The sequence below is a fragment of the Pseudonocardia sp. UM4_GMWB1 genome (assembly GCF_017312155.1).
Lineage (GTDB): Bacteria > Actinomycetota > Actinomycetes > Mycobacteriales > Pseudonocardiaceae > Pseudonocardia > Pseudonocardia alni.
The window spans coordinates 3,344,208-3,358,077 of the sequence record NZ_QJPN01000001.1; the positions used below are offsets into that span (position 1 = coordinate 3,344,208).

At 75.6% G+C, this 13,870-nt stretch carries 13 protein-coding genes and 1 pseudogene; 5 read left to right on the forward strand and 9 right to left on the reverse strand.

The genetic code is table 11. The annotated features are described in order from the left end of the window. The first annotated feature begins 44 nt into the window (after positions 1-44). Entirely contained in the window at positions 45-572 is a 528-nt protein-coding gene (locus tag DMP15_RS15995) for a histone-like nucleoid-structuring protein Lsr2 (RefSeq protein ID WP_308292817.1), read from the forward strand. A gap of 37 nt (positions 573-609) precedes the next feature. On the opposite strand, the gene DMP15_RS16000 is transcribed toward DMP15_RS15995, so the two are convergent. Both DMP15_RS16000 and DMP15_RS16005 read right to left on the reverse strand, forming a co-directional pair. Next, positions 610-4,026: an arabinosyltransferase domain-containing protein gene (locus tag DMP15_RS16000; protein WP_337826104.1), complete on the reverse strand. Its 3,417-nt coding sequence runs from the start codon at positions 4,024-4,026 to the stop codon at positions 610-612. Positions 4,027-4,079: 53 nt separating this feature from the next. Next, complete coding sequence (locus tag DMP15_RS16005; RefSeq protein WP_073575330.1) at positions 4,080-4,733, reverse strand: antibiotic biosynthesis monooxygenase; 654 nt, start codon at positions 4,731-4,733, stop codon at positions 4,080-4,082. A 166-nt stretch (positions 4,734-4,899) separates the two neighbouring features. On the opposite strand from DMP15_RS16005, the pseudogene DMP15_RS16010 reads away from it, so the two are divergent. From DMP15_RS16010 to DMP15_RS16025, 4 genes and pseudogenes are all read left to right on the forward strand, one after another. Next, a pseudogene (locus DMP15_RS16010) lies at positions 4,900-5,103 on the forward strand (GNAT family N-acetyltransferase); the annotation flags it as partial. A 483-nt stretch (positions 5,104-5,586) separates the two neighbouring features. Further along, on the forward strand, positions 5,587-6,018 hold the full coding sequence (locus tag DMP15_RS16015; protein ID WP_083658273.1) for a hypothetical protein: 432 nt from the start codon (positions 5,587-5,589) through the stop codon (positions 6,016-6,018). 98 nt (positions 6,019-6,116) lie between these two features. Next, a complete protein-coding gene (locus DMP15_RS16020) occupies positions 6,117-7,073 on the forward strand; it encodes an esterase/lipase family protein (RefSeq protein ID WP_337826105.1) in 957 nt (318 codons plus the stop codon). 19 nt (positions 7,074-7,092) lie between these two features. Then, complete coding sequence (locus tag DMP15_RS16025) at positions 7,093-7,761, forward strand: pentapeptide repeat-containing protein (RefSeq protein WP_337826106.1); 669 nt, start codon at positions 7,093-7,095, stop codon at positions 7,759-7,761. 6 nt (positions 7,762-7,767) lie between these two features. Here DMP15_RS16025 and DMP15_RS16030 read toward each other — a convergent pair whose 3' ends face one another. The 7 genes from DMP15_RS16030 to DMP15_RS16060 all read right to left on the reverse strand — a co-directional run bounded on the left by DMP15_RS16030 (position 7,768) and on the right by DMP15_RS16060 (position 13,868). Next, positions 7,768-8,394, reverse strand: a complete 627-nt coding sequence (locus tag DMP15_RS16030) for a hypothetical protein (protein ID WP_337826107.1) — start codon at positions 8,392-8,394, stop codon at positions 7,768-7,770. A gap of 69 nt (positions 8,395-8,463) precedes the next feature. Next, positions 8,464-9,132 (reverse strand): hypothetical protein, encoded by a 669-nt coding sequence (locus tag DMP15_RS16035; protein ID WP_337826108.1) that lies wholly within the window; start codon positions 9,130-9,132, stop codon positions 8,464-8,466. Positions 9,133-9,402: 270 nt separating this feature from the next. Beyond that, positions 9,403-10,275, reverse strand: coding sequence for a hypothetical protein (locus DMP15_RS16040; protein WP_337826109.1), 873 nt, complete (start codon positions 10,273-10,275; stop codon positions 9,403-9,405). A gap of 161 nt (positions 10,276-10,436) precedes the next feature. After that, the gene (locus DMP15_RS16045; RefSeq protein WP_073574872.1) at positions 10,437-11,408 is read right to left on the reverse strand and encodes a biotin-dependent carboxyltransferase family protein; all 972 of its coding nucleotides are present in this window, start codon (positions 11,406-11,408) and stop codon (positions 10,437-10,439) included. After that, positions 11,405-12,277, reverse strand: coding sequence for a 5-oxoprolinase subunit B family protein (locus tag DMP15_RS16050; RefSeq protein ID WP_062395016.1), 873 nt, complete (start codon positions 12,275-12,277; stop codon positions 11,405-11,407). The genes DMP15_RS16045 and DMP15_RS16050 overlap by 4 nt, the downstream gene beginning before the upstream one ends. Next, on the reverse strand, positions 12,274-13,626 hold the full coding sequence (locus DMP15_RS16055) for an acetyl-CoA carboxylase biotin carboxylase subunit (RefSeq protein ID WP_337826110.1): 1,353 nt from the start codon (positions 13,624-13,626) through the stop codon (positions 12,274-12,276). Before DMP15_RS16055 ends, DMP15_RS16050 begins: the two co-directional genes overlap by 4 nt. Then, positions 13,623-13,868, reverse strand: a complete 246-nt coding sequence (locus DMP15_RS16060) for an acetyl-CoA carboxylase (protein ID WP_020625095.1) — start codon at positions 13,866-13,868, stop codon at positions 13,623-13,625. The genes DMP15_RS16055 and DMP15_RS16060 overlap by 4 nt, the downstream gene beginning before the upstream one ends. Between the last annotated feature and the right edge of the window lie 2 nt (positions 13,869-13,870).

Here is a 13,870-nt window from a genome sequence, read left to right on the forward strand (position 1 = left end):
GCGACCCCGGGTGAATCCGGGGCGGCGAACCGGGAGGAAGTGCAGTGGCGAAGGTCGAGACGATCCGGCTGGTCGACGACATCACCGGCGGCGACGCCGACGAGACCGTCGATTTCGGGCTCGACGGCCGCCGGTTCGAGATCGACCTGACCGCGGACAACGCCGCGGCGCTGCGGGACGCGCTCGCCCCGTTCGTCGGGGTCGCGCGTACCGCGGGGTCCCCGCGCACCGGACGCAACGCGGGCGTGTCCGCGCCGTCGGCCGGGCGCAGCGGTGCGGACGGCTCGGACGCCGCGACCCGCGAGCACAACCGCGCGGTGCGGGCCTGGGCCCGGGAGAACGGCTGGACGCTGTCCGAGCGGGGCCGCATCCCGTCCGAGGTCGTCGAGGCCCACCGCCGCGCCCGTGCCGGCGAGGCCGCGGGCGTCACGCCGCAGGGACCGGCCACCGACGAGCCCGCCACCGAGGCCGTGCCGGCAGCCCGGGCCGTCCCGGACCGCGAGACCGGGGACGAGGGGCCCGCGGAGCGCAGGCAGTCCTCCGCGGCGCCCGCGGTCGAGTTCAGCGGCTGACCCCGTTCCCCGGGCCGTCACCGGCCCGGGCCCGCCGTCACCGGCTCGGTGACGGGATGCCCGGCGGCGGCGCCGGCAGCGGACCGGAGCTGTAGAGCCCGGAACGGTCCACGTCGCGACGTTCCAGGGTCGGGGTGACCGCGTTCGGCCGGTACGGCTGGATCGCCTGCACCTTGCCCCAGTCCCGCCCCGGGTCGCCCTCGAGGTAGGTGGGCAGCTCGGTCTGCTTGCCGATCACGGTGATCCAGCCCAGTGGGCCACCGGCCTGCGGGGACGACCACCCCTCCCCGTCGGCACGCATCTGGCTGCCGTCGGCCTGCAGCCGGTAGGCGGGGACCTCGGCGATGCCGCCGGAGGTCCGGAACGGGTGCAGGCACGGGCTGGCGAGCGACACCGGGTACTCGAGGAACATCGGCTGGTCGCCCACGACCTGTGACAACGGCGCCAGCTGGGGCGCCCGCAGCGGCGCGATGGCGAGCCAGCCGTCGGCGCCGAGTGAGTTGTCCTGCACGACCATCCGGACCTCGGTGGCCGCTCGGGCGGTCTCGGGCAGGTCGAACCGCAGCTCGCGCCACGGCATCTCCTCCACCCGGCCGTCGTCGAGGGTGGTCTGCTCGACGACGCGGACCCGCCCGTCCGACAACCGTGTCGCGTACTGGACGGTGAGCCGGTTCCCGTTGCCCAGGCGCCCGGCTGCCGTGACGACCAGCGGCGTGGTGCCGGCGCGCTGCTCGGCGGTCAGCATCACCCACGGGGTGCGCAGGGTGCCGGTGTTGCGGTCGCTGCGGGGCACGTAGCTGCCGAACGCGGGTGCCGCGTCGCTGCCGAGCCCACCGGACAGGACGTACTCGAACCCGGAGGCGCCGGTGCCGCCGCCGGTCGGCGGGATCCCGTCGCGGACGAAGCCGCTGCCCCCGCTGTTGGGGTCGAGCAGCTGCGCGTCGGGGCTGTTGGCGGGGACCACCCCCGGGGCCAGCGGTGCCGGGGTCGAGGTCGGCTCCCCCGGCGGGGGCGGCGGCGCGACGGTCGGGAGCAGCCCGGAGCGGGCCGGCGCGGCCATCCCGGTCGGTTCCGGGGCGGGGGGCAGCACGCCGTCGACGGGCCTGCGCTCGGCGAACACCTGGCTGGCGAGCCCGCAGGACCCGCCGAACGGGTGCGACAGCGCGTCGGCACCCATCGTCCACGTGCCGGAGCGGTCCTGGACGGCCGAGACCATCGACCACACGTTGAACGTGACGAGCAGCCCGCACAGCACCGCCAGTGGCGCCGAGGTCAGCCGCAGCCGCCGGGTCGCCCGCAGCGCCGATGACGCGTCGCGGCGCCAGTCCCGGGCACGGACCCAGCGCCCGAGCAGCGGGATCCGGCCCAGCGCGCGCTCGACACCCGCCAACTGGTCGGGGTGCCGCTCCTCGCGGATCCCGCGCAGGTGCTCGACCCCGGCCCCCGCGGCGAGCAGCAGCGCGACGAGCAGCAGGATCGTGGAGAGCTCGTAGCCGGCGACGGTGACCTGCTCGCCCGCCCAGGGCACGCCCCAGTTGTTCGTGTACCACCACAGGTTCGGCCCGGCCGCGGACAGCGCCGCCACCAGGAACACCGCCGACAGGAACGCGAGCCGGTTGCGCAGCGAGCGCAGGACGTCCGAGCCGGTGGCGATAGCGGCGAGCGCCACCATGCCCGAGCCCAGACCGACCAGATCCCCGAAGTGGTGGGTCCACTTGGTCGGGGTGAGCGCGAAGATCAGCAGCGCGATCACGGTGCTGCCGATGAGGCGCTGGGCGGGCCCGAGCGCGGCACCGGGGATCCGGTTGCGCCGGATCAGCACGACGACGCACGCCAGCAGGCAGAGGATGACCAGCAGGATCGGGAACCGACGGGCGATGGATCCGTCCGCGAGCCCCTCGAACAGGGGCGCGTAGCGCTGGGCGATCTCGGTGTACCAGGGCCAGTCCGGGCCGATGTCGGACCGCAGTCGGGTGGAGTCGACCACCGCTGCCCAGCTCTGGTCCGCCCAGGCGATCATCAGGATCGCGGTGCCGGAGGCCAGCAGCGGGGCGAGAACGGGGACGGCGCCGGCCGCCCGCACCCGGGCCGACAGCAGGTGCCACAGCGGACGCACGCCGGCGATGAACGGCGCGATCGCGATCAGCCCGGCCGGGTTCGCCCCGACCGCCATCGACGCCGCGAACAGCCCCAGGGCGACCGGCAGCAGCCGCTGCAGGGCCAGCGCCCGCTCCACGCACACCAGGGCGAGCAGCGAGCACACGACGACGACCGGCTCGGGCCGCAGCCCGGAGTTGTAGGCCATCCAGAACGCCAGGAACACCATCCCGGCGGCCCAGGTCGCCGCCCGCGAGCGGCGGGCCTGACGGCCCAGGCGCGGCAGCAGGCCCCGGGAGACCAGCCACCAGGCCATGATCCCCATCAGCACCGAGGGAAGCCGCAGCCACAGCAGCGAGTCCGAGACCCGCACCCACAGCGCGTAGAGATCGTAGAACCAGCCGAACGGCGCCTCCGCGGCGTCGTACCAGCGGTAGTAGTTGCCGACGTAGCCCGAGGTCGGGACGTCGCGGACGATGCCGAGGGTGAACCCGTCGTCGGAGGTCTGGCCCCCGATCGCCGCCCACCCGACCAGCACCACGGTGACGATCAGGTCGATCGGCCGGGGCCTCGCACGGGACCACCAGCGGCGCAGCCGCGGCGGCCACCGCCCGGCGAGACCGCCGATGGCGTCGCGGCCCGCCCGGTGCGGGCTGCGGCCCAGGTGCCGGTCGACGCCGGCCAGCGCGAGCAGCGAGCCCAGCAGCGCCACCGTGGCGACGACGGTGGCCGCGGTCTTCCACACCGACGGGCTGGTGTCGAAGCGGGTGTCCGGGGTGATCCGGACCGCGGTGCCGGCCGTCGGGTCGAGCGCGGTGTCCAGGTCGGAGTAGATCCCCACGACCTGCGGCCGCAGGTCCCCCTCGAAGGTCTGCGCCCCGGAGCCCAGGTCGATCGTGGTGGACGTGCCGTCGGAGGTGATCCGGACCTCCGACGGGCCGGCCCGCAGCGGCGCCGTCGCGAGCTGCTGGCCGCGGTCGACCAGCGCCAGCTGGCCGTCGGCGACGGTCAGGACCATCCCGGAGCGGGCGCCCTCCGGCGACTCCGGCGGGACGGTCGACAGCACCGTGGCGGAGCCGTCGGCGCGGTCGTCGAGGCTGCGGATCGCGTCGGCGGGGACGACCACCGACATCGTCTCCGGGCGCAGCGCGACCAGCGGCGCGTTGACGTCGGCGGTGCCGTCCGCCACCGACGGCCAGACGATCGTGGTCGTGTGCTGCACCACGGGCAGGAAGGGCACCGCGACGGCGAGCACGAACGCCAGGAGACCGAGCCGGCCCGCCCAGTGCAGGCGTCGACGGTCGCGGAGCGTGTCGACCGGAGCCGGCGCGGCGACCGTCGCTTCGGAGGTGAGCACCGAACGACGGTAGCGGCCTCGCTCCGCGTGATCCGGGGAGCCCCCGGGGGTGATCAGCCCACCGGGACGCGGTGCCGGTCGCGGAACCGCCTGCCCTGCAGCCACCACCCCAGCACACGGGTGATCCAGGGCAGCATCACGTACACCATGACCGGGGTCAGGACGATCGTCGTGACCGCCAGCCGCGGCACGACGGGCCAGTCCGCGAGCAGCGCGCCGAGGGTCACCGTGGCCAGGAGGTTCATCGGGAAGAAGACGAGCCAGATCGTCGTCGCCTGCTTCCAGCGCGGCGGTGTGACCTGGGGCGGGCCGGCCGTCTCCACCGCGGTGGGCTGGTCGAACCAGCCCTCGATCCCGGTGCGGCGCTCGGCCCGGGTCATCTCCGCCAGGCCCTGGGCGGACCCGAGCCACCAGCGGCGCTCGGGGCTCGCCTCCCAGCGCCCGAGCGACTCCGGGGAGTCGAAGCGGGCCAGCATGTGCCACTCGTCGGAGCCGTCGCGGCTGCGGACCCAGCCGCCGCCGAGGAAGCCGGGGAACCCCTCGGCCATGAGCAGGCCGGAGCGGATCCAGGCGGTCATCTCCGCGGCGTGACCGGGGTCGGCGCGACGGGTGAACGAGACCGTGACGGGGTCGCCGCCGGTCGGAACGGGAGCGGACGCGGCGGCGGGGGTGGTGCCGTCGGCCCGGTCGCGGGTGTCGAGGGACATGCCCGTCATGGTGACCGCTGACCCGGCGGACTCCCAGCCCGGCCGCACGACATCACTCCGGGACACTCTCCGGAGCCCGCTCCCCCGCCGTCCCGCGGCGAGAGGTCCCGCCGTGCCCGTACCCGTCCTGCGCCGGGCCACGGCCCGTGACGTGCCGGCCGTCGTCGCGCTGCGGGCACGGATCGAGGCCGGCCGGCGCGGCGACGGGCTCGGGGCGACTATGGTCCGGTACGCCGTCGACGAGGCCCGTCGACGTGGCGCGGCGCTCGTCCAGCTCACCTCCGACCGGTCCCGTACCGACGCCCACCGGTTCTACGAGCGCCTCGGGTTCCTCCGGACCCACGACGGCTTCAGCCTCCCCCTGATCTGACGGCCGCTCCCCCGGGGCGGCCTCCGCCTGGTCGCGGCGGTTCGTGTGTCGTCCTTTCGTCGACGTGAAGAGCGCGTCAATGAAACATTGACCGTAGAAGGGACAGGCCACCCCGTTGTCCGGCCCCGGGACCAGCAGCACCACCGGTGCCTCGAAGCCACGGGCATCCACCTCGCCTCGCCCTGCCCTCCTCCGGTACATCGGTCCGCGGGCCCGGCGCCGTCCGCCGCATCCGGGAGGTTCAGCGGGCACAGGACCGGTCTGGTCGTGCGTGTCCGCCGGGGATGCCCGGGCCCCCACCGCGGCGGTCCGCACAGGGCCGTACAGGGCGCTGCCAGCGCCTCCTGGGCCGCCCGCCGGCGACGACCGGCACTCCGGTGTCGCCGGCGGGCGGCATCGCGGCCGTCGTGGCCCACTCCCCCGCGACACGCCGGTGTCGCGCAACGGTTGACCGCGCGTACGCGTCAATGAACCATTGACATCATGAGGTACGAGGAAGCGCAGCGCTGGCTGGAACGGGCCGACCCCTCGATCGCGAAGAAGCGGGAGTCCATCACCGAACAACTGGACGGGATGAAGGGACGGGCGGCCGACGGCGTCCTCACCCACGACGGGGCGGCCGCCTGGTACGCCCTGGTGCAGGAGATGCGCCGGCTGGCCGACTACTACGAGCGCGACCTGATCCGCACCCTGCGGGCCGGCGGGATGACCTGGAAGGAGGTCGCCGACGCCGTCCAGGCCCAGCTGTCGAGCCGACAGGCGGCCCAGGCCAAGTGGAAACGCCTGGTCGACCCGACCCGGCGGACCACCAACGGGAACATGCGCCGCGGCGGACGTCCCCGCCAGGACCAGGTTCCCCGGCACGACGGGACCACGGAGCCGGACGGGAGCACCGGGCAGGATCGGACGGAGTAGCCACCCTTCCCCCGGACGGCCCTGTCCGGTGACGGTGCGCAACCTCCGGTGACCGTCGTCGTTGATCCTCGTGACGACGGCATCCGAGGAGGCGGCTGGTGGCTGGACAGGGCAACGACCGGCGCAGGTGGGCGGCGGTCGTCTCGATCGCGGTCGCGGTGTGCACGGTCGGCCTCGCGCTGGTCCCGCCCGCCCAGGCGGCGGCACCGGAGCCCGAGCAGGTCGCGTCGTTGCAGGACCTGCTGGACCCCTCCCCGCCCGGGTCGAACGACTGGGGCTGCCGGCCGTCGGAGGCGCACCCGGAGCCGGTCGTCCTCGTCCACGGCCTCTCGGCCAACCAGGGGAACAACTGGGCCTACATGGCCCCGCAGCTGGCCCAGCGCGGTTACTGCGTGTTCTCCCTGACCTACGGCCGCAACCCCCTGGCGCCGCCGCCGCTGACCCAGGTCGGCGGGCTCGCCCCGATGGAGGACAGCGCCGCCGAGCTCGCCGCGTTCGTCGACCGGGTCCGCGGGGCCACCGGTGCCGCGAAGGTCGACATCGTCGGCCACTCCGAGGGTTCGCTGATGCCGAACCACTACGTCCGGTTCCTCGGGGGCGCCGACAAGGTCCGGCGCTACGTCGGCCTGACACCGCTCTGGGACGGCACGAGAACCGCCGGGCTGGCGTTCCTCAACCGCACCGGCGAGCAGCTCGGCCTCGGCCCGGCCGTCGGCACCGTCCTCGACCCGCTGTGCGCGTCCTGCCGTCAGTTCCTGCACGGCTCGGACTTCCTGCAGCGCATGAACTCCGACGGCGGACCCCGCGCCGGCGGCGTCGACTACACGATGATCCTCACCCGCTACGACGAGCTGGTCGTCCCCTACACCTCGGGCCTGCTCGACGGCGCGCACAACATCGTCCTGCAGGACGGCTGCCCCACCGACCTCGCCGAGCACGTCGCCGTCGCGTTCGACCCGGTCACGCTGCAGCACGTGCTCAACGCGCTCGACCCCGCCCACGCGAACCCGGTGCGCTGCCTGCCGGTGGGCCCGGACGCACCCGCCGCGTCCTGACCGTGCCACGCTGTCGCCCGTGACGGCGGTGACGACGGCGGAGGACCTGCTCGCGGCGGCCCGGGACGGCGTGGAGGTCGACTCGGCCGTCCTCGACGAGACCGACCTGCGGGAGACCGACCTCGCCGGACTGGTCCTGCGGGGCGGTTCGCTCGCCGGGGCGGATCTGCGCGGCGTGCGGCTGGACCGGGCGCGGATCACCGGGACGTCGCTGGCCGGGGCCGATCTGCGTGAGGCGGACCTGACCGACGCCGTGCTCGGCGGGGTCGACCTGTCCGGGGCCCGGCTGGCCGGGGCGACCCTCGGCGACACCCGGTTCACCGGCTGCCGGATGATCGGCACCGTCCTGCGCGGACTGCGTGGGCTGTCGGCGTCGTTCGTCCTGGACGACTGCTCGCTGCAGCTGGCGGACCTGCGCGACGTGGCGATGCGGGGACTGCGGATCGCCGACTGCGACCTGTCCGAGGCCGACCTGTCCGGCGCCGACCTGCGCGACGTCCGGTTCGAGCGGTGCCGGCTGCGCGGCACGGTGCTGCGGTCCACCCGGCTCGACGGCGCCGACCTGCGGGGCTGCGACCTCGGCGAGGTCACCCCGGACACCCCGCGCGAGCTGCGCGGGGCGATCGTCTCCCCCACCCAGGCGGGCGCGATCTGCGCGGCGCTGGGACTGACGGTGCTCGAGCCGTAGGCCGGGTCAGCCGACGGGGCGGTCGAGGCCGCCGCGGCGCATCGCGTCCTCGACCTGGCCGGCGATCCACGGGTCGTCGTCGCACTGCGGTCCGGCCGCGGTGAGCGGGCCGAGCCGGACGACGTCCGCGGCGCGGCAGAGCGGCGAGGTGCCGGTGAGTTCGTCGTCGCCGGTCTGCTCGTCGGGGACGACGGGGCGCGAGGCGTCCGCGACCCGGTCCTGCCGGGCCGCCTCGTCGCGGTGGTAGGCGGCGAGCTCGGCGTCCCCGGCGGCGCGGGCCGCGTCGGCCCGGGCCCGTGCCTGGTCGCGCAGCTCGGCGGCCACGGTGCTGACCCGGCCCGCGGTCCGTGCGTCGCCCGCCCGGGTGGCGGCGTCGCGGGCCCCGCCGACGGCGTCCAGCACGATCTCGCCGCCTCCGGGGACAGCGACGGCGTCGGTCGCATCGGCCGCTGTGCCGTCGACCGCTGTGCCGTCGGCGGCTGCGGCGGTGGGGGTGATGTCCCGGGCCGGGTCCGTGTCGTCGGCGCCACCGACGAGGGCGGCCGCCAGACCGGCACCGCCGACCAGCGGGACGGTGCCGAGCAGGGCCAGGCGGCCCGGCGTGGTACGAGGACGTCGGTGCCGTGCGCTCATCGTGATCGCCTCCTGCACTGTCGGTAGCCGGAGCCGGAGGGGCTCAAACCTGCCTAGCCCGGCCGGGCCTCAGCAGGGGACGATCACGAACCGGACGACACGACAGACGACGCCCTCGGTGCGCGGGGCGTCGTCGGTCGGGGCGGGGGTCGCGGTCCGGGCGTCGTCGGGCGCGGTGCCGGTCGGCGGGGCCGGGGTGGTGGTCGGGGCGGGCGGGGTCGTGGGTGCCCCGGTCGGGGGGACGGCGGCGCGACGGCGCGCGTCGGCCTGCTCCCGGGCCCGTTGCGCGGCACGGTCCTGCGCCGCGCGCTGCTCCGCGGCCCGGCGCTCCTGTGCGGCGGCCTCGGCGGCCCGGCGCTCCTCGGCGATCCGGCGCTCCTCGGCGATCCGGGCCGTGGCCGCCCGCACCGCCCCGTCGGCGACGGCGGCCGCGCGCGTCTCGCGGGCCGCGACCGGTGCCGTGGTGGGCGCGATCCCGGTGCCGGAGCCGTACCAGCGCGACGGCATCGGGATCGACGAGGCGTCGTCGACGGACGGGCCGGACGCGAAGGTCGGTACCGGGACGTGGTCGTCGACCCGCTGGTCCGCCGGAGCGACCCCGCCGAGCACCCCGGTCCCGAGGAGACCGGCGACGGTGACGGACGCGACCAGCACCACCGGGACGACCCCGGCCAGGGTGACGCGGAGACGCCGGCGGCCCCGCGGCGGCCGGGCCCGGCCCTCGACCGATCGTGGCACCTCCCTTGGGCCGACGGGTGCCGTCGCGGTCGCGCCCCGGTAGCGGGCAGCGGAGCTCGGCCACGCCTCGGGCCCGACGGGGTCCGGGCCGGCCGGGCCGGGCCCGCCCGGCATCCGGTGCCGGCCGGTCACGTGGTGGAGCCGCTCGCCGTGCGCATGGGGTGATCGTCACCGGCGGACGGCGGTACGGCCATGCACCGAACGGGTGCGTCGCCTTCGCGGGCCGTCCCGGTGGGGTGAACTGTGCGCCGCCCGGACGGGCGGCCGGGCTCAGCCCCCGAGCAGCGACAGCGCGGGTCCGGGCACCCGGACGTCGACGGGCGGGGTCTCGGCGATCCGCAGGCGCAGCCGCAGCAGCGCCCCGTCCGCGGCGCCGGTGTCCGGGTCGGCCGGTGTGACGGTGCCCGGGGAGACACCGGAGGAACCGCTGCCGGCCGGGTCGTCGTCCGGCGGCGCGGCGGACCGTGGGGCGGCCTGGGGCGGGACGGCCCCGCGCGGAGCGGGCACCACCGGCCGCGGGACCGTCGGCCGGGACGGGGCGGACCACCCGGTGTCGTCGCCGGGAGCGGCGTCGTCACCGGGAGCGGGGTCGTCGTCGGGTGCGGTGTCGTCGGCCGGGGGCGTGTCGTCGGCCGGGGCGGTGTCGTCCGGAGCGGTGACCTGGCCGGGTGCCGGCGCAGGGCCCGTGCCGGGCGCGACGGCGAGGGGTCCGGGCGCGGTGCGGTCACCGGCCGTGCCGCCACCCGGGCCCGCCGCAGCGGGGCCGTCCGCGCCGCCGGTCGTCGACGGCGGTGCGGCGGAACGCGACGCACCACCCCCGCCGGACCGGACCGGGCCGGACGCGCCGGTGGCCGCACCCGGCGCCCCCGGCTCCCGGGGCGAGCCCGCCGTGGGGTTCCGGGGCGCGGCGGCCGCGGCCGCGGCGGCCGCCCGCACCGGTGCCTGCGCGAGCGGTGCCGGGTCGGCCATCCGCGCCGGGGAGCCACCGCCGGGCACCGCGGGACCGGCGGCGAGCGGCGCGGCCGGGCCGGGGCCGGTCTGCTCCCCCTGCTCTCCCTGCGCCGCGACGGGCTGCTCCCCCGGCGTCACGGTGACGACGACCGCCGCGGCGAGTGCGATCGCCCCGACCACGGGGACCGTCACGGCCAGGACCCGCCTGACCAGTCCGGCCCCCGCCGCCCTCCGGTGCCTGCCGCTCATCGCTCGGCCCTCCCCCACGTCCGGTACCGCCCCGCGTCACCGAGCGTCGAGTCTGGACCAGACGGCGCTGCGGGGCCAGCCCGAACGGGTGAGCGGGAGCGGTGTCACCGCTCCAGTGCGCTGTGCATCCGCGCGAGCCGGTCCTTCCGCTCGGCCCGCAGCGACAGCGCCGTCTCCAGGTCGACCGCCACGAACCGGGTGCGGGTGCGCGGCGCCGACTGGGCGACGACGTCGAGGTCCCCGGAGATCACCGTCGCCACCATCATGTAGCCGCCGCCGGACACCGCGTCCCGGTGCAGCACGATCGGCTCCACACCGCCCGGGACCTGGATGGAGCCGATCGGGTAGGGCGAGTCGACGATGTTCGACGGGTCCTGGCCCGCCCCGAACGGCGGCTCACGGTCGACGGTCTCCAGCTCCCCGCCGGTGTAGCGGAACCCGATCCGGTCCGCGACCGGGGTCAGCGTCCACGTGGTGTCGAGGAAGGTGGCGCGGCCCCGGTCGGTGAGCCGGTGGTCGTAGAGCCCCATCACGACCCGGACCTCGACGTCCTTCGCGAGCGACGGCCGCAGGTCCTCGGGTACGACGAGCCCGGCCCGGCCGGTGCCGGACCCGACGGGCAGGACGTCGCCCTCGGCCAGCGGCCGGCCGTCGAGCCCGCCCAGGGCGCCGAGCGCGTACGTGGCGCGGCTGCCGAGCTTCTCCGGCACGTCGATCCCGCCGGACACCGCGAGGTAGGCCCGTGCGCCGGCCTTGAGGTAGTCGAAGGCCAGCACGTCGCCCTCGGCGACGTCGAAGGACTCCCAGACGGGCACCGCCGACCCGTTGACCTTCGGGGCGATCGTCGCCCCGGCGACGGCGAGGGTCGCCGGGCCGGTGAACACCAGCTCCGGGCCCATGTAGACGATCTCCAGTGCGGCGGCGCCGTCCGGGTTCCCGACCAGCGCGTTCGCGCAGGTCAGCGAGTACTGGTCCAGCGCGCCCGACGGCGGGATGCCCAGGTGGTAGTAGCCGGAGCGGCCACCGTCCTGCACGGTGGTGGACAGACCGGGCTTGCGGACCTCGATGCGTGTCACGCGAGCACCTCCAGCAGGCGCTTGTTGTAGCCGTCGGGGTCGTCGAGGAACGGTTGCAGGTCGAACGCCACCGGACGGGCGGTGATCCGGTACTCCCCCGCCTCGGCGGCGGCGTGGAGCTGGTCGTACTCGTCGCGGTCGATGCCGCGGAACTTGACCATGTCCCCGGGCCGCATGAACACCATGTGCTCGGTGAAGTCGGGCTTGGTCTGGGTCGGGTCGTAGATCGGCGCCGGGGTGATGCCGAACATCTGGTAGCCCCCGGCGCCGCGCACCGAGTAGATGCAGGAGAAGCAGCCGCCGTAGCCGACGGTCTGCTTGGGGGTGTCGGTGCGCGGACGCAGGTACTTCGGCACCACGATCTGCCGGTCCCGGGGCACCATCTGGTACTTGAACGGCAGCCCGGCGACGAAGCCGACCATCGAGGTGAACCAGGGCGAGCCGGAGTGCGCGGCGATGAACTCGTCCACCCCGGCGTAGCCGTTGATGCGGGCCGCGTACTCGATGTCGGTGGCCTCGGGGTCCTGGTGGCGGTCGCGGAACCGCATCAGGGTCTCGGTGGTCCACGGGTCCTGGTAGAGCACCGGGATCTCGACGACCCGGCAGTCCAGGGTGACCCCGAGCGCGTCGCCGACCCGGGTCTCCAGCTCCGTCAGCTGCGCCATCAGGGCGTGCGGGTCGAGCACGTCCGGGTCGTAGCGCACCTGGTAGGAGGCGTTCGCCGGGCAGATCTCCAGGATGCCGTCCGGACGTTCGGAGCGGAGCAGGTTGGTGATCGCGACGGCCTTGAAGTTGGCCTGCAGGCTCATGTCCTCGGCCAGCTCGACGAACACGAACTCGTCGCCGCCCCAGCTGTAGCGGGCGCTCATGAGGTCCCCTTCCCTTCGGCCAGCCAGTGTTCGAGGGTCCCGGTGTGGAAGTCGGCGTCGGCGACCCACGGCTCCCCGGCCAGGGTGCGGAGCAGCCCGGCGGTGGTCGGGATCCCGGCGACGGAGAACTCGTCGAGCGCACGCCGGGACCGGGCCAGCGCCTCGGTCCGGTCGGCACCCCACACCACGACCTTCGCCAGCAGCGAGTCGTAGTACGGCGGGACCGTCCCGTCCGGCTCCAGCCAGGTGTCGCAGCGCACCCACGGCCCCGCCGGCAGCGTGACCCGCCCGACGCCACCGGGCTGGGGCAGGAAGTCCCGTTCCGGGTCCTCCGCGCAGACCCGGAACTCGATCGCGTGCCCGCGCCGGGAGATGCCGTCCTGGGTGAACCGCAGCGGCTCCCCCGCGGCGACGCGCAGCTGCTCGGCGACGAGGTCGATGCCGGTGACGAGCTCGGTGGTGGGGTGCTCGACCTGGATGCGGGTGTTCATCTCGATGAAGAAGAACTCGCCCGTCTCGTCGTCGACGAGGAACTCCACGGTGCCGGCCGAGGTGTAGCCGACCTCGCGGCACAGCGCGACCGCCGCGGCCGTCATCGCCTCGCGCGTCGCCCCGGTGATCCCCGGCGACACCGCCTCCTCGACGACCTTCTGCCTGCGGCGCTGCAGCGAGCACTCCCGCTCGAACAGGTGGACGGCGTCGCGGCCGTCGCCGAGGACCTGCACCTCGACGTGCCGGGCGCGCTCGACGAACCGCTCCAGGTACATGGTGCCGTCGCCGAACGCCTTCTCCGCCTCGGTCGAGGCCTGGCCGAACGCGGTGCGCAGCGCCTCGGCGTCGGCGACGACCCGGATGCCCCGGCCTCCGCCGCCCGCGGCGGCCTTGAGCATCACCGGGTAGCCGACCTCCTGGGCGGCGGCGACCGCGGCGTCGGCGTCGGCGACCCCGCCGGGGGTACCGGGCACGGTCGGGACCCCGGCGGCGCGGGCGACCTCCCGGGCGGCGACCTTGTCGCCCATCCGCTCGATCGTCGCCGCGTCCGGGCCGACGAAGGTCAGGCCCGCACCGGCGACGGCGGCGGCGAACGACGCCCGCTCGGACAGGAACCCGTAGCCGGGGTGGACGGCGTCGGCGCCGGTCTCCTCCGCCGCGGCCAGGATCGCGTCGGCGACCAGGTAGGACTTCGACGCGGGCGAGGGCCCGATCGCCACGGCGGTGTCGGCCAGGCGCACGTGCAGGGCGTCGGCGTCGGCCTCTGAGTGCACCGCGACGGTGCCGATGCCCAGGTCGCGCGCGGCCCGGATGATCCGGACGGCGATCTCGCCGCGGTTCGCGACGAGCAACCTCATGCCGTCTCCACCACCGCCACGGGCTGGCCGGCGTCCACCTCGTCCTCGTCGCCGACCAGGAACTCGACGACGGTGCCGGTGGCGCCCGCCGGGATCTGGTGGAAGGACTTCATGACCTCGACCAGGCCGATCGCCTGGTCGTCGGTGACGGCGGCGCCGTCCTCGGCGAACGGCGGGCTGCCGGGGTCGGGACGGCGGTAGAACACGCCGGGGATCGGGGAGACGACCTCGTGTCGGGGCACTG

Coding starts and splice junctions, on each gene's coding strand:
- DMP15_RS16050 (WP_062395016.1), bottom strand. CDS start 12,277: ATGAGCGCCCGCTACAGCTGGGGCGGCGACGAGTTCGTGTTCGTCGAG.
- DMP15_RS16015 (WP_083658273.1), top strand. CDS start 5,587: ATGAGGTACGAGGAAGCGCAGCGCTGGCTGGAACGGGCCGACCCCTCG.
- DMP15_RS16030 (WP_337826107.1), bottom strand. CDS start 8,394: ATGAGCGCACGGCACCGACGTCCTCGTACCACGCCGGGCCGCCTGGCC.
- DMP15_RS16055 (WP_337826110.1), bottom strand. CDS start 13,626: ATGAGGTTGCTCGTCGCGAACCGCGGCGAGATCGCCGTCCGGATCATC.
- DMP15_RS16005 (WP_073575330.1), bottom strand. CDS start 4,733: ATGTCCCTCGACACCCGCGACCGGGCCGACGGCACCACCCCCGCCGCC.